We start from the raw sequence: 25290 nt of genomic DNA on the forward strand, positions 1-25290 counted from the left end.
GGGATTGTTGGTTTGAAATCATCCGAGACACCACCTGAAATTAATTAACTAAATTATACAGGAAAACAGGGTACCTTTCCTCAGAATTAAAGTAAGGTACCCTGTTTATATGATTTGAATTTTTTCAGTGGCCTCGATGGTGCTGGCAGCCTGTTGTCATGGTGCTATCGTTTTCCGTTAGTTAAGTTACAACATGTTTAAAAAACATAGTTATTTGAATTATGCCGTTGTAAACCAGAAGTAGAGGTAATATTTTTCAGGGGTTTCCCAAAAAACTTTAAACCAATTCCATTTTTATACTCCATTCTTTCTAACAGGTAGAGGATTGCTTCTAAATCAGATGTAACAGCTGACTTATCTAACAATAATAAAAATGAACTTTCTTTACTTTGGGGAACTGAGTGTGTATAAAAATCAAAGTGGAGATACTTATCTAAGTTTTTAATTTTTTCGGTATACGTCTTCGTACTTCATTGGAATACCTCCTTTTTAGTTACTGTTTCTCCACTATTTTACCATACCTGACCGTCGTATTGACTGCGGCTATCTGCTCTTTAGGTATCAATCAAGGACTTATTGCTTCGTGTAAAATCATTAATTCTTTGTTGAGCTCGGAACGAAGCTTGGCATCTATTTCGTTTAATTGAATGATAGAAGGCGAATTCAGGTCTTGAAGCTTGTTTGGGATTTCCGCGTTCCATATCTCCTCGGCTCTTCGGTCCAAAGGTGTTACCCATATGCCGGGAAGCCGATCGTACCACAGCTTGCCTTCCAGGCTATCACGGTACGGGGCTTCTTGCGTCATGGAATGCTGGATATAGTCCCACGCCTCCGGCTTATTCTCACTTTTCTTATGCATGAGGATCGCTGCTCCTCCTCTGGTGACATAGCTGCCCAGTGGCAGCCGGGTCATTTTCCATTGCCCGCTTGTTTCCGGACTCCATTCCTTAAGCAGGTATTTCCCCCACTCTCCCCAATACAGCATAACGAGCTCTCCGTTACGAATGGCATTTTTTCCGTTATCGTCCCATATATTCAGATTTCTGACGAGGCCTTCCGCTTGGATGGCCTTGGCTGTGTTTAAGGCATTCACCATGCGTGCATCGTTCCGTGGATTTTCCTTATTCCTGCCCAAATAGCCAAGTCCCCCTGATACCATATAGGTCGGATCCGTAGCATAGCTGAAGATCCAATGGCTATGCTGTTTCAGTACTTTAGCCATATGCACCCAGTGAGCGGGATCCTCCAGATAATCACCTAATGCTTTCGGTTCAGGAGGAAATCCGTATTTCTCCAAGATATCTGCTCTATAAAATGTAAATTCGACGGGAAGATCCTTCGGTATAGCAATAAGCTTCGTGCCATCCAAGGATTTATAGGATGTCAGGTCCAGCTTGGGGAACCATTCATCTGTTATTCTCGATTCAGCCCGATAAGGGTCTTGACTAAGATCCTCGAACAAATCCAGGTCGTTTAGCTGCCTGATCCAAACATTATCCACGATAACCAGATCAGGACTGGTTTCACCGGCTAATGCGTAACTAAGGTCTTCCCCTTTTGTCTTGACCCATTCTACATTCTGGTCTGGATGGGCTTGACGAAAGGATTGCGTAATAGGCGTTTGTTCATCGATCGTAGCGATAATCCGTATAGACTTCTTTGCTTCTGTTGCTTTAGCCGCTGGCTGTGCATACTCTTCACTCTTGGGCATAATCTCATCGCAGCCGCTTAAAGCCATCACGAGAAGAAGTATAATGGTAATTCCGCCTGATCTTTTCATGGAGTGCCCCTTCTTTCATGGGATGTTATCTTCTGATCTCGCAGCAGCTCGGTCAGCTGAACAGCAGGCATTGGCTTCCAATGGTAATATCCTTGCTGAAGGGAGCAGGACATGCTCTGAAGAGCCGCCATGTCCTCCTGATCTTCGATTCCTTCGGCAATGACGCTCCAGCCTCGCGCGCCCGCTAACGATATCAGCGTCTGTACGATAGCCATATTGCCCGGCTCCTCCCTCATATCCTGAATAAAGGAACGGTCAATTTTGAAGCCGTCGATCGGCAGCTTTTTGAGCATGGTTAAGGACGAATAGCCGGTGCCGAAATCATCGATCCATATTCGAATCCCTTGCTGCTGCAGCTTCTGCAGGGCTTCGATCATTTTTTCCGTTTTTTTAACGAACACTTCCTCGGTAATTTCTACATCCAAGCATTGGGATGGGAGATTCATTTCATCTAGTACCCGGCTTAAATAAACAGCCGCGTGATGCTTGACCAGCTGCGTTGGCGATAAATTTATGGCGAGACGCATATAATCGAATCCTTCTTCCAGCCAGTCTTTCAATTGCCGGCAAGCTTCGCGAATGACCCATTCTCCCAATACCCCGATCAAACCGCTGTTTTCCGCTACGGATATTACCTTGATCGGCGGAATCCGCCCGAGTGTTGAATGATCCCAGCGAAGAAGAGCCTCGGCTCCTATAATGCTGCTGCTTTGTGTATCCATAATAGGCTGGTAATGAAGGGAAAGCTCATTTCGTTCCAGCGCTTTACGAAGTTCGAATTCTAAAACCATATTCTCCGAGACCGTACCCGTTGCCTGAGGCTTGTAAAATCGATATATGTTCCCTCCCTTACCCTTGGCCAGATACATAGCCGCATCCGCATGTTTCACCACGGTATCCATCGTTACGCCATCTTGGGGAGCGAGACTAATTCCTATACTCCCGCCAATGAACAACTCGTGCTCCTGTACCTTGAAAGAGCTGGCGAATGCTTCCAACACGCATACCGCCAGCTGACCTGCCGCCTCCTTATTGGCCTCCTTCATAACAATGACAAACTCGTCTCCACCAAGACGGGCTATAAACGCCCGGTTCCCAATGGCTTCCGTTAAGCGTAAAGTTACCTGCTTAAGCAAACCGTCACCGATTCCATGCCCTAAAGTATCATTGATCTGTTTAAAACGGTCCAAATCAATAAACATCACAGCTGTACATGCTCCGGTTCGTTCGTTTTGACGAAGCAGCTGGTCTAGATGCTCGTTAAAGTGCCTGCGATTAGGCAGGCCGGTCAGCGAGTCGAAATAAGCCTGCTCTTTGGATTCACCCAGCATCTGCTGAATCTTTTCCGTCACGATCCGAAAATTATGGATAAGCGAATGCACTTCCCCGATATCCGAATGAATCCAGTGGATCTCTTTTCCTTCCTTAATCCGGTTCGGCAGATCATGGGATAATGCGGCAAGCTTCATGATGGACTTGATAATGAACCGGTGCAGGAATAAAGCAAAGACTCCAATGATGATGACCGTATAAAGAACATTGACCGATTGGGATATATAGTAGATCGTCACTTCCCGGACATAACTTTCTGTGGACAATTTTACGTACAGTGTGAAGTTTCCTAATTCTATCTGATGCACGAGTGCGAAGCTTCGTTCATGAATGCCAGGAACATCGTTACGCCGGTGCGGCTGTTCCCAGATAACCAAGGAATCCGACATTCGTGTCCAATTGTGCTTATCCATCCAGGGGAAGCTCTCAAGCTGTTTGTTGGTTGACAGAATGAAATGCCCCCGTTTATGAAGCAATATGGCTTCACCGGCAGTCCCCAAAGAACTGGTGCGAAGTAGCTCGCGAAAGGCAGCTATTTGCAGCGAGCTCCGCAGCTCCAGCTTGAGCATCTGATCCGGAGACCAAGAAGCGTAAGCTATACGGAGCGATTCAGTCAAATGCTTCATTTGCTGCGCAAGATCAAACTTAAAACTGCGCTCGGCGCTCTTCCCTGTATTTATGATGAAAAGAAGCGAGGAGCCGATAATACTGAACAGACTTAAGTAGATTAAGATGCCGGTCAGGCTGATTTTGCTTGTCCCGTTAGTATGAATAGCTGATCTTCTCATGTAAATGCTGATTGATTTATACAAGATATCGGCCATCAATGCGTTGAACAGCAAATTGACAACTAAAGTACATACATATAGCCCAATTTCCTGGTCTAAGTGACCGTTCTTCCAGTAATATAGCAAGCAAATACTCGGTACGCCTATACCAAGCCAGAATATAACGCCCGGCAGCAAAACCCCATTTCTCGAAGGTCTATTGCTGCTATACATCATGACAAAGGCGATCTCTAAAGTCAGGAGCAAAAGAAGAATATAGCCTTCATGAAGGAAGAATACAGCAGCAGTATGCACGATCAAAGTTAAAGCAGCGGATTTTTTCCAACCGAACAGATGATAGGACAGAAGTATAAATAGACTGGCGAAAAATAACTGCAGGCTAAATACTAAACTCACAGGATATGCGTAGGAAAGAAAAGCAAGTGCTCCCAACAGCCAATAGGTCCACAAAGACTTGGACATAAGTGTGACTGTTCTATGAGATAGAGTCATGGATAGCATCCTCATTCGGTTTAGGATTTAAGTAAATTTCTAGAATTCAATCTACCCTTTTCGACATCATACATAGCAGGCTCCTTTTAAAATCGTTCTTAGAAAAGGCGCAACAAGAAACGCCCTACCGCAAAGCGACAGGGCGTTTACTATAAGCTATTGATCAAACGCCTAGCCTTTCAAATTCCCTCCAGCCTCTCTATCCATTCTTCCATAGGTATCACCTTCCGGATGTTCCGGGGATGGAGAGATATGCCAATCGCTGTCTGTCAGTCTTCCCTGCTGGATATTCAGCTTAACTGGACAAGATCCTCAACGTTAAGATCCTTCAAATCTTTATGCAAATGGATTCCTGCACCGTGAAAATCTTCATCCGAAATCTATTTGTTTGTGTCAAATGCCCTGCAAGAATGTCTGAACTGGTAAGCTTTTAATAATTCTTGTTTCTTACTCTCCGTTCCTATCATGTGGAATCACACACTTAGTCCACTGGATGCTTATTCTGTTCGCACCACCCTTACGATGCTCTGCATGCTTTTTCACTGTTATCTCAGAAAGACATATTCAATAACGGAACGAGGGAAACAAAACCATTATTTCGATTGAAGAATTTCACTTCTAATCCCCAATGAAAAGACCGGTCTTAACGATACATCTGAGATAGTTGCTAATCGTTTATCATGAGATCATCTTGGGAATTCCCAGGATGATCCTTTTTTGGTTTCAATAATATCTGTACTCGCTCAAAAGAATTTCACATCGTTGCTCTATTATGACCCGTTATAGCATATTTCAGAAAAAGGATTCATATTCACTTATCCTAAATCGTCATCAGACTGGCAGGTGTTACTACAATGGCATGGACAGACGGACTGACTGGACGCATAATCCTACAAAACGCCTCGGGTTATGAGGAATCAAGACGAAATTTTAATGCTCGCTTCTCCAAATACCCAAAAGTGATTGTCTACTGTCAGACTGGTCAGGATGCTGCCAACGCCGTTCTATGGGTACGCAAACAAAAGATACCTTTTAGCGTACGCTCTGGCGGCCACAGCTATGAAGCATTTTCGATTGTTGACGGTGGCCTAATTATTGATGTCAGCGATTTACTGCACCTGCGAATCGACAAAGCGAGGGATACTGTGAGCATTGGCGCTGGATTTCGAATGCAGCATTTGTACGAAGCCCTATGGAAAAATGGATTGACCATTCCCGGCGGAACTTGCCCTACGATAGGCGTGTCTGGGTTGACGCTTGGCGGAGGTTATGGTTTTTTATCTCGATTTTTTGGCATGACTTGTGACAATTTACTCGAAATAGAGATGGTTAATGCGCAAGGAAAGATTATTCATGCGAATGAAAAGTACAATAGTGATCTGCTTTGGGCATGCCGTGGCGGAGGAGATGGGAGTTTTGGCGTAATCACATCCATTACTTACCGCGTGTTTCCAATCGGAGATGTTGCACTTTGCAAGTTGACGTGGAATTTTTCTGACCTTGAAAATGTAGTACGCTTTTGGCAGACATGGGCTCCGAATACCGATACCCGCTTGACTTCCCAGCTCAAGCTTCCGGCGCTAAATCAAGGCGATATTGAATCTTTCAGCGTGTTTGTCGGCTTAGAAAAAGAGCTGCGACGCTTCGTATGTCCTTTGAAAGAGGCAGTTCCACCTAAAATGTTCTCGATCCGCTCAGCTTCCTGGATCGATGCCGCACGCAGGATAGCTGGAATGCCGACATGGCAAGTCAAGTTTAAACATTCATCTGCCTACGCTTACGAACCCTTCTCGGACGCCGCGCTTAATATGCTGATCCAAAATTTAAAGAACTCTTCAGGCACCAGCAACTTTGTCGAACTTAACGCTTATGGGGGCGCGATTTTTGAGGTGCCACCGGATGCGACGGCGTTTGTGCACCGAAAAGCTCTGTTTGGGATGCAGTATCAAACCTACTGGGAGCAGGATTCGGAAGAGGTTAATAACATTCTTTGGGTTAAACGGTTCCGGGAGTCTATGCTTCCTTTTACACAAGGCGCGTATCGTAACTATAGTGATCAACTAATTGATAACTGGCAGACTGCTTACTTTGGAGAGAACATTATCAGGTTAAAGCAGGTAAAACAAGTCTATGATCCAGAAAATCTGTTCCGCTTCAAACAGAGCATTCCTCCTTAGCAGCTAAAAGCAAATTTGTTTAGGTAGCTGCATAATAAATCATCTTTTGTAAGACCATATCTCTTCGTACAAGGAGGTGATACAGCATGAATCAACAAGGTTTGGCTTTTGCTCTTCTCTATTTTAAGCTGCACTTTATCCACGACATCGTCAGCTTCCGTACCGAGAATGTCGATAAGCGTAATTTCATTCCCCTCTTTGTCCGTTCCGATGGGATCATGCAAGGACACATCTTTGCGCGTTTTCTTCAACGAACGCAGGTGCATCAAGATCTCGTTCTCAATACATCGAGCTGCGAATGTCGCGAGTTTCGTCCCTTTGTTAGGTGAGAACGACTCGATAGCTTTGATCAAGCCTATCGTCCCCCTCGAAATCAAATCCTCCAAATCTTCTCCTGTGTTATCGAATTTTTGACAATATGAACACGAAGCAACGTAAAATTCTATCCATAGAGCGACTTCCATTAATTAAAAAACGACAGTTCATAAATCGAAGCCAGTAGACAGCACAAAGCCCCCATCCTGCTGAAGCAGAATCGGAGGCTTGATTTGCTGAATACCTAGACCCAGCTTAGCTTTGCATGGGACATGCTCTTCTTACTATACGTTATTACCCACCTTTGTAAATCGAAAAAAATCAAAGTCAGCATGCCCGCCAACATGCTTGGAAGCATAGTTAAACAACCCGATCCGGTAGCCCATAAAATGGTCCAGCGTATACTTCATCTTCAACGAACTTCCGATTTGTTTCCATTCTTCACCGTTTGCTGAATAGTAAAAGCTTGCAATATCAACGCTATTTTCAAAATTGAAATGAACTTTCAAATAAATCAGGCTGTCCTCGTATTGAAGTCGTTCAACCGTTTCTTCACCGCCCCCTCCCCCATTGACACACATCGCAACATAGCGGTTGCCGTTCGCTGCAACTTGAATGCCGACAGTTCCGAAATGATTTTGCAATGCAACCAAACCTGCGTGATCACCCGACTTCATTTGAGATACATCCATCACCGTAATTCCGATACATACAGGACCTTCCGTACGTTGCGTCAATGTATTGCGTGCGAATAAGACACTACTGGTTACATTCCCCGTCACTAATCGCAACCAGCCTTGGCGCGCGGTCACAGACCAAATCCGGTTATCCGGATTATGATTCCACTGCCAATTCAATGCCAATTTATTTTCGTCATACTCGAACTCATCGCTTATTACCAAAGGGGCGGGAGCCGAACTTGGCAATTGCGCTTTGAATGCCAATCGCGCTTTTCCATCCATCCCGATGACCGGCCAATCGTCCACCCAAGAAACTGGAAGCACAATGGGAATTCTCCCCACAGCATCATGATCTTGAAATAACACAACATACCACTCATTGGCTGGCGTGTCGATAATGCCTCCTTGAGCGATACCGTTATTACGGTAGCCCATGTCGTCATCGAGAATTACTTTATGTTCATAAGGACCCAGCAGCTCCCGCGAACGATAACAAAGTTGTCTGCGACGGCGGTTTCCGGTATTGGGCCATTCAATGAAGAACAAATAATAAAAACCGTTCAGCTTATTCGCATGGCATCCCTCGCATCGCAGCATGATACCGTCACGCTCCGTCTCGAAGAGCCGTTGATGGACGCCGCCAGATTTTACGGTCATCACATCAGACGTCAATTCTGTAATGTGAATACTCCCGTTGCCGTGAATGACGTAAACGCGGCCTTCGTCAAACAGCAGACTCGGATCATGATGGATTCCTGCAATTACAGAGCGTTCCCATCTCCCGTTCTCGATATCCGCCGTCCTGTAAATGTAAAACTGGTTCATATCATTACTTGAGAAGCACACATAAAACATGTCATTATGATGACGCAAACTTACGGCCCATGATCCTTTGCCATAAATGCCTCTCCCGTCCAGCAAATTGTGCGCATCGTTATTCTCTAAGGTCTCGTAAACGTAGTTCACGATTCTCCAATCCATCAAATTCTCAGACCTCATAATCGGGCATCCGGGCATCGAATGCATGCTTGTGCTAACCATATAGTAGGCCGTCCCTACTCTAATAACACAAGGGTCAGGAACATCCGCCCAGATGATCGGATTCGTTATCGTCACATTCCCCATCGCTATCTCTCCTTATACTCAAAAACAGTTGATACCAATGTTCTTATTTCCTTACAATCTCACGATATTCTACAGGAGTCACGCCGATAGATTTTTTGAAAAATCGAGTAAAAGAGTGCGGGGTTTCATACCCTACCTGCGCACCCACTTCCGCAATCTTCAGCTCGTCTTTCTTGAGCAAATATTTGGCTTTCTCCATTCTAACTTCATCAATATACTCAGATAGATTGACTCCACTTTCCTGTTTAAAAAGCCGCGATAAATAGGACGGGTTGAAGTGAATCACGCTAGCTAAACGTACAAGAGACAAATCCTCACCCAGATGCTCCTCAATATACGACCGGACCTTCTCTATCACCGCAGCTGCTCTATTGCGTTCTACACTCAATCGAAGATCGAACAAGGACTCTGCGATCTGTTTCAAAAACCCGAAACTATCTTGCCAAGACGAATGCCTATCTCTTTGCATAAGCCCGGTTGTTCCAACTTTTTCGTGCAGCTCCCAACGGTTAATGTAAGATAAGAAGAAGAGCGCAATCGTATAATACAGCTCCAAGGCAAAAGGTCCCCCATTTCCGCGTTCATCGAAAGCCGTTTCCATCAGTTCGTTGAACAGATGGAGAAATCCCTCTCTATTTCCACCTTCAAGATGAATCGCCAAAGACTCCGCCTTTTCTCTCAGCGTCCTTGAGTTGGCCGCGGTTTCAATCGTTTCAAAGTTGACCGTTTGTACCATCTGGGCGCCGTCTCCCGCTCGCCAGTACTGTTGACTTCTAATTCGGTCGTACATCTCTGAAAGCTGCTTCCATTCACATGTATCGGCGCAGAGCGTTATGGCAAAAGTGATTCCCAGAGAATCATAACAAGCTCGCTGCATAAGCTCGAATTGTCCTTCTAGAAACTTTATCGTGCGGGCATAGGCTTCGCCCGATTCCTTTCCATGTGCATACTTCGGTTGAACGAGCCAGACGAGGCCGCCGTAATGATCAATGATTCCAAGACTATCTGTGCGTTCTGCCAGGAATGTCTCTGCCAAGAATTTGACAGCAAGTGCCGCCTCCTGACTTTCAGCAAAGGAATGGTGCATGTTCGTACGCTGCAGGTCACCTACCGCCACAAGGACGGGCAAAGTTGGATCAAGAGCAATGCCCAATTTACGGAAATCAACTTCTAACTCCTCCGCTGCTCGCGTCCCCTGAAGCAAATAACGAAAATAATTCCCTTGAGCAAGCGTTTCGAGTGTGGTAAGCTTCTCACTCGATTGCTTGATTAGATTATGAAACTTTAAACTGTTCTCCAGTTCATGAATCGCATCGGTTACCGCCTTGATAATCTTATCGTATTGTTCACTCTTTAGGAGATAGCTAACTCCGGGTGTTTGAATCGCCTGGTAGACATAATCAAAGTCATTATACCCGGTCAAAAAAATGATTTTGCAATGCAGCCAATTACTCCGTATGTTTCTCATTAGCTCGAGGCCATCCATCCCAGGCATACGGATATCGGACAACACAATGTCTACTCTCGTAGTATTCATCCAATCCAGCGCTTCTTCACCGGAATAGGCTTTATACAAATCAAGATCCAGATTCAGTTGGCTAAATATGTCAAACAGCCCATCTGTAATGATTTCCTCATCATCAACGATCAGCATTCTAATCATGAGCATCACCTCCCTTTAAGGGAATACAAATGATTGCTTGCAATCCCCCGAGCTCGCTTCGGCTTATTCGCAGACCGTATGCTTCACCGAACGTGATTTTTACACGGCGGTGAATGTTCACCAAACCTGTCGTCTCCGTATGCTCACCACCGTTATCCAAGGTATCCCATATATTCTGCAATGCTTTATCCGTCAAGCTTTCACCGTTATCTTCCACCACAATATGGATTTCTGACTCTTTCATCTCGAAGCGGATGACAATCAATCCGCTGCGTTTCATTTGTTCCAAACTGTGTTCAAATGCATTCTCAATGATAGGCTGTACAATTAAACGTGGTACTGACACCAGTTCAATTTCCCGCGGGAGAGCTTCGAATTGCACCCGGATACGCCGCGAGAAGCGCAATTCCTGAATCTCCGTGTACATTCGGGCATGATGAATTTCTTGTTTCAACCATACTTCGTCAGAAGCATTCCGGGTAACAAAATGAAAATATTCACCAAGCTGTCCTGCAAACTGTCCGATTCGTTCAACGTCTCCAATCTTCGCCATCGTTCTCAGAATAAAGAAGCTGTTGTATAGAAAATGAGGATTAATTTGCGATTGAAGCTGCTTCAACTCTGCCCGCTGCGTCATAATTTTCTGCTTATAGACTTGATCAATCAAAGAACGAAGATTCGCGACCATTTGGTTAAATCTTCCATACAAGTATCCAAGCTCATCCTTAGACTCATGCTGGATGTTAACATCCAGATCCCCATTTTCCATACGCCGAAAACTTTTAACAAGCGTGATCAACGGTTTGTGAATAAATTTGTAGGTGGAGAATGCATAAATCGCAATAATGACAACAGCTACGAGAATAAATAACCATGCCCACATATAAAACTTGTCCAGCGGCCTCTTAATCATTTGTTCTGGAATAAACCGGTAAATAGACATATTTAAATAGTCAGAGCTTGCAATAGCGGTATAATAGCGGCTTCCCGAGATGGTAAAGGTCCCCGTACTATGCAGTGGATTCTCTCTTATTTGTTCAATAGTAGCCGTAATATCTTGCCATAGGTGCTCTAATGATCCACTCGTGAGAATGACACCGGATTTGTCCGTGGTCATCAATGTTCCGCTGCCGGGATAGGTGTTGAACTGGCCTAGCGCCTCCTGCAGTCTGTCTTGATCCAGTTCAATTTCAATGATGAACAATGGTTGATTCCCATTGGTCACACTTTGCTTTGCCGCACTTAAAAATAAGCCGCCATTCCACTCCATAATCTGGTTATTCCTGCTGCTTAATACCGAGCGAAAGCCATTGTACCGTTCGGTATTAAATTCGCTTGGGCCATTAGCGGAAGAAACCGTTTTGGATAGCGGATAAATATGAGCACTTACATTTTTGATATAAGGACTGCTGTTTTGAATCGCGTATAGCCGTTTTCGCAGCGAGTTAATTTTTTCAGTACGTTTAAACACATCCATCGTATCCCAGGTCAGCGTCAGTTCGTTGAGATCCTCATCCTCGATAACGCCATACTGGAGCAGCTTCATCCGTTCTACCTCTTTCTCAAGATCGGTTACATAGAAGGTGAGCTGGGATACCGCCGTTTTGGAGATGTCTTCGCTTGCCGTCTGGACGATCCAGTTATACAGGTAGACGCCAAATAATAGAATGGGGAGCATGATAAGCAAAAAAGTACTGAGCAGCCTAAGGAAAATCGTGTTTCGCAAAGAGAATGGTTGACGGTTGATCAAGGCACAAGCCCCCAACTTTTTTTCTTCAATTATAGCCTGAAGCTTGTAAGTTTCCTAAACATTTTCGTTATGAAGCAATCCACCTTTTACCCCTTGACGCTACCAAGTACAATCCCTTTAACAAAATACTTCTGCAGGAATGGGTACGCCAAGATAATGGGAAGGGAGCCCAAGAATATCTGTGATGCTTTCAGCGTCCGGTCAGAAATGAGGGCCAAATTTATTGCTTCGTCACGCGACATATTCATTAAATTTTGCTGAATGACGATCGTCTGAATATAACTTTGCAGCGGGTAATGACTAGGATCTCCCATAAGCAGAAGGCCGTCAAACCAACTATTCCAATGCTCTACCATGGAAAATAAGGCAAGCGTTGCAAGAGCAGGCTTGGATATGGGCACATAAATTTTCCATAATGTCGTCCAGTAACTTGCACCATCCATAACCGCTGCCTCTTCCAGTTCTTTCGGCACTTCCCGAAAAAAATTAAGCAGCAGTACCACACTGAAAACGGGAACCGCACCTGGTAAGACGAGTGCCCAAATCGTATCAAGCAAATTGTACTGCTTAAGTGTAGAGTACCAAGGAATTAAGCCGCCGTGAAAGAGCATCGTCATGAAGAAAATCCAAGCGTATACCATTCGCAGACGAAACGTCTTCGACTCCTTGGATAAAGGAAAGGCGACAAGGATGGTTAAAATCAAATTTAGTGGCGTCCCGATCGCTATGCGCTCCAAGGAAACAAGCATAGACTGCCAAAACGCTTCCCGGCTAGCCGTATACTTGTAAGATGCCAATGTGAAATCGACCGGCCACAGTTTCACATGACCTGCTGCCGCTGCTGTGCTTGAACTAAACGAGACGGCAACGATATGGATTAACGGAAGGACACAAATCAACGATACGATGATGAGAAAGGAAACATTCAGAACGGAAAACCACTCGAATCGTCTTCGACTGTTGGATACCCGGATATATGCGTCAGACACAGAACTTGATGGCTGTACCACTGTTTTCCCTCCTCCTAGAAAATTCTATATTTTGCAAACCGATAAGCCACAAAGTACGAACTTGAAATCAATATAAGTGAAACTAGTGATTTGAATAATCCAACTGCTGTTGCCACACCGTATTGAGCATCCAACAAACCGATCCGATATACAAAAGTATCCAGAATATCGCCGCTTTCATACACTTGAGGGCTATACAAATTGAACACTTGATCGAAGCCCGCGTTCAGAAGCTGTCCTAGACTTAGAACCGAAAGCAGTACGATGACCATACGCATACCGGGAATGGTGATATGCCATATCTTATGCCAGCGGTTTGCGCCGTCGATCGTGGCAGCTTCATATAAACCGGGATCAATTCCCGTAATAGCCGCCAAATAAACAATAGTCCCATAACCAAAATTTTTCCATATATCAGAAGATACCAACGTAAACGGAAACCAATGATTGTCCCCAAGAAAGAATATCTTATTTATGCCGAACGCACCCAACAATTGGTTAACAATACCGCTAGAAGGGGATAAAATATCGATAAGTATGCCGCCTAGAACGACCCATGAGAGGAAATAGGGTAAATAAATGGTCGTTTGTACACTTCTTTTAATCACCTCATTCTTCAATTCGTTGAGAAGAATGGCAAATACAATCGGCACGATCAAGCCTAGAATAAGCTTAAGACTTGAAATAAACAGGGTATTCCACAGAACCTGAGTAAAACTAGGCAGGTTCATGAGATATTTGAAATTCTCCAAACCAACCCACCGCTGATCACCGAAGAGTCCTTTCGCTGGGATGAACTTCTGAAAAGCAATAACAATTCCCGCCATGGGAACATATGAGAATAACACGATCAGTACCAGCCCAGGCAATATCATCAGATGCAGCGGAAGCTCTCTCCATATCTTTCTGGTTCCCATATCCATCCTCCATCATTTGAAGCAAAATAAGCAGAGGAAGGAAGGTGAATCCATCCTCTGCCTGATGCTATTTCTTCGTTGACATATACCAGTCATTTACTTCTTTCGTAATTTGTTCTCCGCCAAGCTTCGCCCAATCTTTGACAAATTTATCGAATTCATCGATTGACCCACCCATAATAATTTTGGTGTAAGTCTCATTCATTAACTTCTCCAAAGTCGATTTACGCTCAACCATCGTAGGCGTAGGTGCACCAACAAATTTATCCATCAGGAACTGATTGTTTTTGTCATATTGATCAACAACCCCTTCAGAGCCTTCCGGGCCGTAAATCCGCTCCCATCCCCACAGCGCAAACCCTTCCTTAGATCCCGAATTGAAAGCATCTATTTTTCCTTGAATCGTTTTGGCTTCCCCTTTCAATGTCGAGAAGTTGTTTGCTTTACGTGCCGCATCGATCGCTCTAAACGCCTCTACGTTCTTTTTTACCGGAGAAGGTGTTACCGGGGACAGCTGCCACACGCTCTCCGCTTCCGGCGGTGCGTAGTATTTGTCAAACTCTGCCGTTGTACCAAAGTTTTTCTCCAGATGCAGATTAAACAGCTTGATAACTGCTTCAGGATGCTTGAATCCCTTTTTAACCGCAAAAAACTTGGTCGTACTGAACTTCAGGGGCACTTTTGGCATTTCGCCTGATTCCGAAACGATCGGATATGCCCGCCATTGTGCATTAGGGTCGTTGTTCCGGTTCAACTGAAGCGGCCAAATAGAATTCCACTGTTCGCCGTATTCCAATCCGATCTTTCCGGCGGCGATTTGCTCGGATACCTTGCCTCCGTCTTTAATGCCGAACTCCTGATCCAGCTCTCCGTTCTTGAACATGCTCTGCAGAGATTGAAGCGCTTTCTTCACTTCCGGTTGAATGCCGCCAAAAACCAGTTTACCGGATGTGTCGGTGAGCCACATATTCGGATAAGCCTTATACCCGGCCATGAACCCTTCCAAGCCCATGGCTCCACCCCATAAGCCTTTGGTTAAGCCAAGTCCAAAGGTATCTTTTTTCCCGTTGCCATCCGGATCGTTTTCCGCAAATGCTTTCGAAATCGCCTGCACATCTGCCATCGTCTTCGGGGGTTGTAAGCCTAACTTCTGAAGCCAATCTGTACGAATCCAGATAAACATGGCACGTTCGATCGAAGAATCAACCTGCGGGATCGCCATCAGTTTGCCGTCAATCTTAACGGCGTCGAATGGACTTGTTCCCTCTTGCAATAAGATTTCTTTGGTTAACGGAGAAGCATATTTCTCATATAAGGCCGTCATATCCTCAATTTGGCCGGCATCGGCCAATTGCTTCAGTTGGGTCGCATTCACTGGAATGACATCAGGCAGATCGCCGGAGGCTAGCGTTACATTCAGTTTCTGCAAATATTGCTCTGAAGTATCGTTCCCTTTTACGACCCAATTGTTTTTAATATTGATCCCAAGCTGTTCCTTATACAGACGGGTCCAGCGGTTGTCTTCAAACGTTTCTCCCTTTAACGCGCCAAGCACATTATTTTCTACAACATCGTTGAGACTCCGGACAAACGACACGTCGATTGGTGGATCATACTTACCCAGCGGGTCTGCATTTGCACCTTTCATATCGGTACTCCCGGCAGTGCTCACCGCTTCAATAGCCGTTTCATTCTGCCCAGTATTCGTTGAATCGTTTTGACTGCTACATGCTGACAATAGCGTTGTGATTGCGAGAATGGAAACAGACAACGCTTTCATTTTGTGCTTTTTTGGTTTCATGTACATCCCCCTATATCGAATTTTTAAAGTATCACTGCAGTGACGTTGTTTATGTTTTTATTATAGGGTCCGCACAATATCCAAACAATGTACAACTCTTTACTTTACTTACCCAACGTTGTCATAATGTAAGCGTAATCATCTCGTGGCAGACCAACGCAGATTCTTTACAGTAACGGACAAACTCTTCGTCCATGTGGCTGCAATAAGAGTTGGTATAATAGTAGCAAGAACACTCCAATTTCTGTTTTAAACCTAAAATATCATTCATTATTTATAATAAAGCAATCGGTTTACGTAAGCATTCCGGTAATCCGTAGGAGTCAAGCTTGTTATTTTCTTGAATGATTTGGTAAATGAATGACTATCTGGAAAACCTAGCTGCATAGAAATCTCATTAATCTTTTGATTGGTGTCCGTCAGCAGAAATTTAGCCGCCTCCATTTTTTCTTGCATGATGAATTGTTTTAATGAAACACCCGCCATAGAAGAAAATATGCTGGAGAGATGTTTGGCGTTATATCCAAAATGTTTAGCAAGTTGTGTAACTCTTATATTCTCTTGCCGATTCCATTTGATGTAGTCCACAATATCATTGTAAAGCTGCTGTTTTAGCAGTTTCTTAGATTGGTTTGGGACCACAAACATCTGGTTGTATATCTCGCACAAAATACTGGTGGTCAAGTAATTGTTTAAGGTCTGTTCCCTGTAGCTGCGAATGGAATCCTGCAATTGCTTCAGCATCACAATGAGCTTTTCGGGACTGCGCAGCGTACCTGTTTGGGGAAGGACGATAATTCCCGGTTCGTAGACATGCTCGTGAGCGGCCTCATGATACGTTTCATGCCCGTATGTTGAAAAATGTAACCAGTAAAAGCTGCAATCGGACTCTTGGTAGCCATATTGTTGGGTGCGGGGAGGCATGATCAAGAACTCCCCTTCCCTAAGGGCGAAGCGGTCTATGCCGCATGAGATGTACATCGTTCCGCGGGTTTGAATGAATAACTCGTAATTCATCAATACTCGGTTCATGTGCTTCCATTCCGGAGACGGCGATACAAATTTTCCTGTCATATCCATGACCACCGGTACATCCACACGGAATTGATACAATACCATATTACTGATCCCTGCCCTTTCAGACTTTTTCACACTTGGCTTAATAACAGAGTAGCAGAAATATAGGGTTATTTCCATGTACTATGAGGCTTCAGAAATTGATGACAGTAAAGACGACGCGATGAAACCCTTCCTTTTTGACACATAATCCAACCTTATGTTATTTACCCTATCGGTAGAAGACGCTAAGCTTAATATAGTCTCCATCGGAGAACGTTACTATAACGGAGGGATTGGATATGAAGGAAGCTGCGCCGAGTATGGGGGTTCTGAAGGATATTGGCATGAACCGGGTAGAGTTGACCGGAGCCTATCATGTGAATGCATTCGAGAAGGAAATGGCTTATTTGGCGAGCTATGATGCGGATCGTCTGCTGGTTGGTTTTCGTGAAGTGGCAGGATTGCCGGCCAAGGCCCGGATCTATCCCGGATGGGAAAATACGGAGATCAGAGGCCACACTTTAGGTCACTATCTTACCGCCTGTGCACAGGCTTATTCGCAGAATCAAAGCGCAGAGCTGCTTGCAAAGTTGGAGTATATCGTGGCTGAATTGGCCGTCTGTCAGCTGGAAAGCGGATACTTGTCGGCATTTCCGGAGAGACTATTCGAGAATGTGGAGAATAGGAAACCAGCCTGGGTTCCATGGTATACGATGCACAAGATCATCGCCGGTCTGATCGATGTCTACGAATGGACTCGAAACCAAACGGCCTATGACGTTGTCAATAAACTGGGGGATTGGGTAGCGTACCGCACCTCCAAATGGTCCAAGGAATTGCAGGCTACAGTACTGGCTGTGGAATATGGCGGCATGAACGATTGCCTCTACGACCTGTTCAAATTGACGGGGAATAACCGCCACTTGGAAGCGGCCCATCAGTTTGATGAGCTTAGCTTGTTTGAGGCAATCTGGGAAGGCAAGGACATATTAAAAGGCAAACATGCCAACACAATGATTCCCAAGTTCATAGGAGCCTTGAATCGCTATCTGACATTGGGAGAAAGCGAAGTGTTTTACCGGGAGGCTGCTGCAAGATTCTGGGATATGGTGGTATATCACCACAGCTATATCACAGGCGGAAACAGCGAATCCGAGCATTTTGGCGAGCCTGATCTTCTGGATGCCAAACGCAACGATATCACTTGCGAAACCTGCAACAGCTACAATATGCTGAAGCTGACGAGGGAGCTTTTCAAGCTAACGCAGGATGTCAAATACGCTGATTTTTACGAGAATACCTATGTGAACGCCATTCTGTCATCTCAGAATCCGGACACCGGGATGACGATGTATTTCCAGCCGATGGCAACGGGTTATTTCAAGGTTTACAGCTCGCCGTTCGAGCATTTTTGGTGCTGTACCGGCACGGGCATGGAAAGCTTCACGAAATTGAGCGATAGCATCTATTTCCAACTGGACCAGCGGTTGTACGTGAATCAATATGTCAGCAGCCAGTTGGATTGGTCGGAACAGAAGGTGAAGATTATACAAACCACCGACCTTCCGTTCACCGATACGGTTCATCTGTCCGTTGAAACGACCGATCAGCAGGAGCAGCGTTTGTCCATTTATCTGCGTGTGCCTTATTGGACTGCAGGCGAAATGGCGGTTGCTGTGAATGGCAAAGCCGTTCAACCGCAGGTAAGCAATGGTTATGCTTTAATCGAACGGGTTTGGAAGAACGGCGACACCGTTCATGTCCAAATCCCGATGAAAGCCACTTACTCCTCCTTGCCGGATGCGCCGCATGTGGTCGGATTTAAGTACGGTCCAGTGGTACTAAGCGCCGCATTGGGCAAAGACGATATGGTCGAGTCCAGGACAGGCGTTATCGTAAGTATTCCGACCAAGCGAATGCTCGTGAAAGACTTTATCACCCCTCAAGGTATGAGTGTCCAGGAGTGGTTAGGCGGATTCGATCAGTATTTCGTTCGCAAGAACGGCGAATTAGCCTTTGTGCTCCAAAATACGGATGAGGACGATCATCTGGTCTTTACGCCTCACTATAAGCAGCATAATGAAAGATACGGGATTTATTGGAAATTGGCTGAGGTCGGTTCGGATGATTTACGGGAGCATCTGGATAAGAGCCGTAAGGAGCAGCTCATCAGAGAGACTACGATCGACAGTGTACAGGTGGGCAATGACCAATATGAGCTGGAGCATCAGGTCAAAGGCGAGCTTACGCATGCCGGTAGCTTTGAGGGGCTGAATGGCAGAAGAGCAGAGCCTGACGGGTGGTTCAGTTATGAATTGAAGGTATCGTCCGGACAAAAGAACGGTCTGTCGGTCACCTTCTTCTATTGGCTCAAGGACAGCAGCTTGGAAATCTGGATTGACGGGAAACTGTTGATAACCGAAACCTCACCGAATGAGAGAATTCGGGGTTTTTATGAGAAAATAATTGAAATCCCTGCGGATATGATTGCATCAGATCAAGAATCGGTTGTGGTCAAGTTTGTACCCAATGGAGGTTTGAACGGTATTTATGGCATTCTTAGATCCATAAAGCTTAGTTCATAAACCCTCTATTATAAGATCGTGGAAAACCATTTTATTTTAAACCACATGCAATTTCGGCTCATTGGCAGTGCTATCGCTTCCAAACGCACAAAAACGCCGCCGCATCTTGCGGTGGCGTTTTTGATTTAGCGGTTGTTCAGGTAAATCGCAGTTCGAAGTTTCATCCGATTCCTCTTAATTCGAATTGTGGGGTTTAATTATTAAGTAGTACCCTAGTAGTCGTTGTTTTCCCGCTGCTTGAAATCGCTGTCATTGTAAAACTACCTCCAGTAATGCCCGGACCATAAGAAACATTGACCTTATTGTTTAGTCCCTCAGAGCTTAATGAAAGACTGACAGTTAATCCCTGCGATACATCATTAATCATATAAATCACAGGTGCTATTTCTTTATAAGCTAAGATATTGGCATTTTTAAATTCATTACCATACTGATCTTTTAAAGTTACATCCCCCATCAGCTGCCAGGCAAGTGCACCATCAGCTCCTTGAACTTTAACTGTAGTACCATCACTGTCATAAACAGGGGGTGCAAGAGAAACCATAGGGGTAATCAATGCACCAGAATCTTTGGTAATGACAGCACCGTACTGATCGTACTGTGTTAAAGGGATCAGAGCCGTTTCACCCACTAAGTTTAATGCCGTCTTACCTCAATGGCTTGTTCATTTTTAAACGAAATTGCAGAAAGAGAGGTAGGTTACATTCAAAACGAATTGTAGCGATTTCCCAAATTTCTCCTAATGGTTGGTACTCGTATTTCGTGTTAGGCATAATAATAACCATATGATTAGCTTGTATGAGAAACTCTTGCTCACTATTCATTCGAAGCAGCCCTATTCCTCTTAAACAAAAAATGACTCCGCCATGACTACTACCCTCTTTAACATGTCCTGTTGGATTGAGAACATATCTTGCGGAGCAAAGACGCAATGGAAGTGATAAATGCGGCTGGACGGCCTCTGAGTAAGTATTCTGTGTATAACATGGATCAAAGCATTCTTATTATATGACCCTTATCTTATACAAACGCGCTGCCTGCCTGTTCCGTGTTTTATTGAACTCGTTGTCTATTTGTCCAGGCTGGTTATCAGCTGCAGTGAAAAATCCCCCTACGGCTTACAGTGTCTAGAGCTTAAGAGATCTCATTTCACTCTCTACTATAGGGGGACCATTACTTACTAGGAACCTTTTGAGTTGAACACGCTGTTACTCTGAATCGAAAGTAGCCCCGTCATCATTGAACAGATGTCTCCCTTTTCCGCTATAAACCTAATCATTGTTACAATTAGGGATTAACAAACTGCCATTGCAGGTTGGTACTGGTGTCACTGCTCCACTGCTTCAAGTCGGAGCCGTTTGCCGTATTACCGCCGCCATCCAAATAAAGGCCGGTTGAAGCATTCTTGATCCTGTAATTGCCTCCGTATGCTTCCAAAATCCATCGCTGGTTGTAGCTGTCGCTACTGCTCCACTGCCCGCAAATGGAGCCGTTAGCGGTACGGTACATACCGTCAAGATACAAACCTGTAGCAACATTTTTTATTTTGTAATAGCTTCCGTAGAATTCCATCACCCATTGCTGGTTGCTGCTGGCGCTGGTACTCCATTGGCCTGCATTTGAACCGTCTGCGGTACGGCCCATGCCGTCAATATACAAACCTGTAGTAACGTTTTTCATTTTAGAAGTGTTCATGACACTCATGATCGCATCAATAATTCCTTGCTGAGTGACAGCGTAGGTGGACCTGTTAAATAATCCAAAACCATAACTTCCATTCCACCCATTATCCCAAACGACAGGTACGGCACCGTATTTTCTGGAAGTTTCGCTTACTGCTTTTGCAAATGCCGCACGATACGTATTATTCGTTGAATCAAACGCTGTTTTATCTGCGGAACCGAGTTCACCGATGACTACAGGATATCCTTGGGTTACGAATTTATCATACGTGGACTTCAGTTGCGAATCCAAATAATCTTCCTGTCCCCAAGTGGATTTTTTCGACGTGTTGGTAGCTGTTGCTCCCCATTGGGTTATGGTGCCGGATTCCTCACCACTGAAGTCCCAAGGCGAGTAATAATGAACGGATATCATGATTCTCTTCTCAGAACTCGGAATCGCAGTTGATCTGTAATTGTCTGTAGGAAGCGCAAAGCCATAATTACCTACAGTATAATCAATGTTAGTATTCCAGCCGGGAATTAGAAGCCATCTTGCACTATTGTTTCCTCCGGTTTGTCTTACAGTATCTACAAAGATTTGATTATAAGCATTAAGATTTGAATAGTATGTGGTGTTAGGTGTGCCAAAAGTCCCGTCAAATTCTTCGTTCATGGATTCAAAGATCAAATGCTCATCATAATTGACAAACGTATTTGCAATCTGCTGCCACACTTTTTGATATTTGGCCCGAATCGTCGTTTGATCGCTTGAATTGACTAACAGCCAAGAGCCTGGAACGGTATTGTAACCATCTCCATGAATGTTGGTGATAACATACAAGCCTTCGTTGTAGGCATAATCCACGACTGTTTTCACTCTGTTCAGCTATGCAGAATCAATCGTATAATTTGGTGCACTCCCTACACTATTCAAATACGAAACAGGGATCCGGATTGTTTTAAATCCTGCTGCCTTTACCTTTTGAATGAACGCCTGCGTGACATTAGGAGTGCTTTCGCTGGGTGTACCGGTGGAACTGAGTTCAAGCTGGTTTCCCAAATTCCAGCCCGCACCCATTTCAAAAACAATTTGTGACGCATTCAATTGCGTGAAATCGGCCGTTTCTGCAGATACTGACGGAATCCAACCGGGTATACCAGTTGCAAACACCAATACCATGGCTAACAAAAAGACCCTGAATCTCTTAACTATTGACAACATGCACAATCCCTCCGTCTCACATTTTTCTTCAATTTAAATGAGTTCAACTGAAAAACTTCGATCCGATAACGACTTTATGAATTCCCCCTTTCCATTAAATATAGTCTCATGGAATTTCTTCCTAAAGACTGGAGTATGAATAGCTCCGATGCAATTTAATTATATGATAATAAATGCATAAGAAATCACCCCATAAATTGTTACAAAAATCATATAAAAATAGTGAAAGGGCTTTCAAAGAGAGATCTTCATCTCGCACAAATAATACTGCAGTGGTGCATCCACAGCCTTTAGTTCACCTCGTTTGGAGCAATTTATTATAGTGGTATGCTTGTCAAATCATTCACAACTTGGCCGATCATTCTCCAATTCACCAGATCTTTGGAATGCAGTACTGCCACCGAAAGTCCGAACACGCCGTTCTTTCCGGATTCCCGTTGGTTCATTCACTTCCGCTGCATTCTATTTGTTCATCACTTAACATTGACATCCTTGATAGTTCATTATCGTTTGACTACAGTATAAAGCAATCGCATTCTTGGAGGTATGTCAGGTTTTTTGTATTTTTGTGTAATTCGAATCAGCGACGGAATTTAACACCTAATTGTGGAACAAGTTACCGATAAATAATACAAAAAATAGGATTCCACCCATCCCCTCGGCGGCTCGCATCTCTTGAATAACAGGAAGCTTCCGAATGTATATAGGTTCGGAAGCTTCCTCGCATTATCACATTATCATGGCCTTTCGTCGTTTCCTATTCGAATATTAAATGATTCCGATGAGATGCTCTTGTTTTCCATCCCGTAAAAAAACCGGAATCGTGCTTAGAGGAGCTTCAACATGAATGGTTTGTCCGCCTTCGAAGATCCTTCCTGTACGTGCATCCGTCCAGCTTGCACCTTCAGGCAGATATACCCCTCTCGATATGGAACCTTCATATAATATTGGAGCAACTAATATATCTGGACCATATAGGTATTCATCCTTAATATCCCAAACCCTATCATCATTTTGGAATTCGTAGAAGAGTGGTCTCATAACCGGTGCGCCTTTTTCATGAGCTTCTTTCATCAATTCGCGGGTATAATCTCTTAGAGCTTCACGTAATTCCATATATTTAACTAAAATATCATAAGCTTCTTCTCCAAAACTCCATACCTCGTTGTTTCCGCCGGTATTTAATGCTTTGCTGCCGTCTTTTCTGAATACTTCCTTGCCACCCCTGCGGTCGCCATGCAATCTCATAACAGGACAGAAAGCCCCCCATTGGAACCATCTGATTAATAATTCACGGAATTTGGGATCGTCTGGATTACCGCCTCCAAAGCCTCCAATATCCGTTGTCCACCAAGGTATTCCTGCCATTCCCATATGAAGGCCTGCAACGATTTGTTTTCTGAAATCTTCAAAAGAAGAATGAATATCTCCCGACCATACTAATGCGCCATATCGTTGGCTGCCTGCCCAAGCGCAGCGAACCGTGTTTACGATTTTGTCCTGTCCTTCCGCCTGCATGCCTTCGAAAAAGGTTTTAGAGTAGCGCTGCGGGTATATATTTCCTATTTGAACATTAGGTCCCATAGCGTAGCGATAATTATCAAAGTCATATACATCGTATTCCGGTTCTGCTTCATCCAGCCAGAAGATCTTGATGCCATGATCATAATAATTCTTCTTGCATTTTGACCATACATATTCCCTGGCTTTAGGATTTGTAGCATCATAATATATACTAGCAGGGAACCAATCCATCATGGCAACTTGGACTCCCCTTTCAGCTTTAATCAGATAACCCTTTTGGCGCATTTCATCAAAATTTTCGCTGTGGCGGTCAATTTGAGGCCAAACAGAAACCATCAATTCGATTCCCATGGATTTTAGCTCATCTACCATTGCTTTTGGATCTGGGAAAAATTCTTCCTCAAATCTAAAGTCTCCCTGTTTGGGCCAGTGGAAGAAGTCAACTACGATTACATCGATCGGCAGCTTTCTTCTCTTATATTCTCTTGCAACTTCTAATAACTGCTCCTGATTATAATATCTTAATTTGCATTGCCAGAAGCCAAGTCCATATTCAGGCATCATTGGGACGGTACCCACTGCTTTTCCATATGCGGCTTCTATTTCTGCCGGTGAATCGCCTGCTGTGATCCAATAATCCATCTGTTTTGTACTTTCGGCAAACCATTCGGTTCTATTATTCGCAAAATTCACCTTTCCAATAGCTGGATTATGCCATAAGAAACCATACCCTTTACTGGAATATAAAAATGGGACACTCGCTTGAGAATTACGATGAGCCAATTCAAGAGTAGAGCCTTTCAAATCAAAGGTTTCTTGTTGGTATTGACCCATTCCGTAGATTTTTTCGCCATCATTCCCGGCAAAGGAAACCGTTAATTGATGATCCCCTCCAATAATAGATTTAAATGCTCTTGCTCGAAGCTTCAAGGCTCCACCACTGCTTATTTCTTGAAGCAATAATTCTCCTTTTTCATTGTAAAAAGTAATTCGTCCAGGGGTATCCCAAAATGACTGTCTAACAACTGCTCTTATCTTACCGTTTGTAATTGAAGCAATTGAAGCAGTATGAGCTTCATTATTTATCTCAATCTCAGCTTCCACATCGCCATTAAAAGGCAGTAAGGCATAATCTGTATCCAGTATTTCACCCATCATTCGAGAGCGAATACGTAAACTATTTTCACCCCAGGCCTCAATTTGTAAGATTTCTCCGTTGTACTCAAAAATCAGCTTCCCATTCCCTGCAGTAAAAAATTCCATGCTTATCCCCTTCCGCAAAAGCGTTTTTATGTTTTTCATCTGTCTTTTATATGCAGCGCCCTGAATGATAGGACAAGAAATATTATTATATAGGCGGGAAATCAGAAGGCTGGGGTAAAATTCATCATCATGTAACTGCTGTC

The 25290-nt window shown here is 44.2% G+C and carries 15 protein-coding genes and 2 pseudogenes; 2 read left to right on the top strand and 15 right to left on the bottom strand.

Annotation, left to right across the window (positions count from 1 at the left end):
* Positions 1–565 precede the first annotated feature (565 nt).
* Together QFZ80_RS23745 and QFZ80_RS23750 are read right to left on the bottom strand one after the other, a co-directional pair.
* Positions 566–1780 carry an ABC transporter substrate-binding protein gene (locus QFZ80_RS23745; protein WP_307561352.1) on the bottom strand — a complete coding sequence of 405 codons (1215 nt, stop codon included), beginning with the start codon at positions 1778–1780 and terminating at the stop codon, positions 566–568.
* Positions 1777–4392 carry a putative bifunctional diguanylate cyclase/phosphodiesterase gene (locus QFZ80_RS23750; RefSeq protein ID WP_307561354.1) on the bottom strand — a complete coding sequence of 872 codons (2616 nt, stop codon included), beginning with the start codon at positions 4390–4392 and terminating at the stop codon, positions 1777–1779. The genes QFZ80_RS23745 and QFZ80_RS23750 overlap by 4 nt, the downstream gene beginning before the upstream one ends.
* A gap of 854 nt (positions 4393–5246) precedes the next feature.
* Here QFZ80_RS23750 and QFZ80_RS23755 point away from each other — a divergent pair.
* On the top strand, positions 5247–6569 hold the full coding sequence (locus QFZ80_RS23755; RefSeq protein WP_307553561.1) for an FAD-binding oxidoreductase: 1323 nt from the start codon (positions 5247–5249) through the stop codon (positions 6567–6569).
* Positions 6570–6694: 125 nt separating this feature from the next.
* Here QFZ80_RS23755 and QFZ80_RS23760 read toward each other — a convergent pair.
* The 8 genes and pseudogenes from QFZ80_RS23760 to QFZ80_RS23795 all read right to left on the bottom strand — a co-directional run.
* Positions 6695–6982, bottom strand: a pseudogene (locus tag QFZ80_RS23760) (sigma factor); the annotation flags it as partial.
* Positions 6983–7168: 186 nt separating this feature from the next.
* Complete coding sequence (locus QFZ80_RS23765) at positions 7169–8689, bottom strand: glycoside hydrolase family 43 protein (RefSeq protein ID WP_307561356.1); 1521 nt, start codon at positions 8687–8689, stop codon at positions 7169–7171.
* A gap of 43 nt (positions 8690–8732) precedes the next feature.
* Positions 8733–10352: a response regulator transcription factor gene (locus tag QFZ80_RS23770; RefSeq protein ID WP_307553557.1), complete on the bottom strand. Its 1620-nt coding sequence runs from the start codon at positions 10350–10352 to the stop codon at positions 8733–8735.
* Complete coding sequence (locus tag QFZ80_RS23775) at positions 10345–12102, bottom strand: sensor histidine kinase (RefSeq protein ID WP_307561358.1); 1758 nt, start codon at positions 12100–12102, stop codon at positions 10345–10347. The genes QFZ80_RS23770 and QFZ80_RS23775 overlap by 8 nt, the downstream gene beginning before the upstream one ends.
* 86 nt (positions 12103–12188) lie before the next feature.
* A complete protein-coding gene (locus QFZ80_RS23780; protein ID WP_373460147.1) occupies positions 12189–13112 on the bottom strand; it encodes a carbohydrate ABC transporter permease in 924 nt (307 codons plus the stop codon).
* Between the two features lie 14 nt (positions 13113–13126).
* On the bottom strand, positions 13127–14029 hold the full coding sequence (locus tag QFZ80_RS23785; RefSeq protein ID WP_307553554.1) for an ABC transporter permease: 903 nt from the start codon (positions 14027–14029) through the stop codon (positions 13127–13129).
* Positions 14030–14096: 67 nt separating this feature from the next.
* Positions 14097–15830 (bottom strand): extracellular solute-binding protein, encoded by a 1734-nt coding sequence (locus QFZ80_RS23790; protein WP_307553553.1) that lies wholly within the window; start codon positions 15828–15830, stop codon positions 14097–14099.
* Between the two features lie 270 nt (positions 15831–16100).
* Entirely contained in the window at positions 16101–16949 is an 849-nt protein-coding gene (locus tag QFZ80_RS23795) for a helix-turn-helix transcriptional regulator (RefSeq protein ID WP_307561360.1), read from the bottom strand.
* A gap of 239 nt (positions 16950–17188) precedes the next feature.
* Here QFZ80_RS23795 and QFZ80_RS23800 point away from each other — a divergent pair, with 239 nt between their 5' ends.
* Positions 17189–19474: a beta-L-arabinofuranosidase domain-containing protein gene (locus QFZ80_RS23800; protein ID WP_307553551.1), complete on the top strand. Its 2286-nt coding sequence runs from the start codon at positions 17189–17191 to the stop codon at positions 19472–19474.
* 193 nt (positions 19475–19667) lie between these two features.
* Here QFZ80_RS23800 and QFZ80_RS23805 read toward each other — a convergent pair whose 3' ends face one another.
* The 5 genes and pseudogenes from QFZ80_RS23805 to QFZ80_RS23825 all read right to left on the bottom strand — a co-directional run bounded on the left by QFZ80_RS23805 (position 19668) and on the right by QFZ80_RS23825 (position 25147).
* The gene (locus tag QFZ80_RS23805) at positions 19668–20105 is read right to left on the bottom strand and encodes a hypothetical protein (protein WP_307553550.1); all 438 of its coding nucleotides are present in this window, start codon (positions 20103–20105) and stop codon (positions 19668–19670) included.
* 656 nt (positions 20106–20761) lie between these two features.
* A complete protein-coding gene (locus QFZ80_RS23810) occupies positions 20762–21178 on the bottom strand; it encodes an RICIN domain-containing protein (RefSeq protein WP_307564215.1) in 417 nt (138 codons plus the stop codon).
* 90 nt (positions 21179–21268) lie between these two features.
* Positions 21269–22360: pseudogene (locus QFZ80_RS23815) on the bottom strand (glycoside hydrolase family 5 protein); the annotation flags it as partial.
* 317 nt (positions 22361–22677) lie between these two features.
* Positions 22678–22806, bottom strand: a complete 129-nt coding sequence (locus tag QFZ80_RS23820; RefSeq protein WP_307553548.1) for a hypothetical protein — start codon at positions 22804–22806, stop codon at positions 22678–22680.
* Positions 22807–23128: 322 nt separating this feature from the next.
* Positions 23129–25147: a glycoside hydrolase family 31 protein gene (locus QFZ80_RS23825; protein WP_307553547.1), complete on the bottom strand. Its 2019-nt coding sequence runs from the start codon at positions 25145–25147 to the stop codon at positions 23129–23131.
* Between the last annotated feature and the right edge of the window lie 143 nt (positions 25148–25290).

This window comes from Paenibacillus sp. V4I7, from assembly GCF_030817275.1.
Classification (GTDB): Bacteria; Bacillota; Bacilli; order Paenibacillales; family NBRC-103111; genus Paenibacillus_E.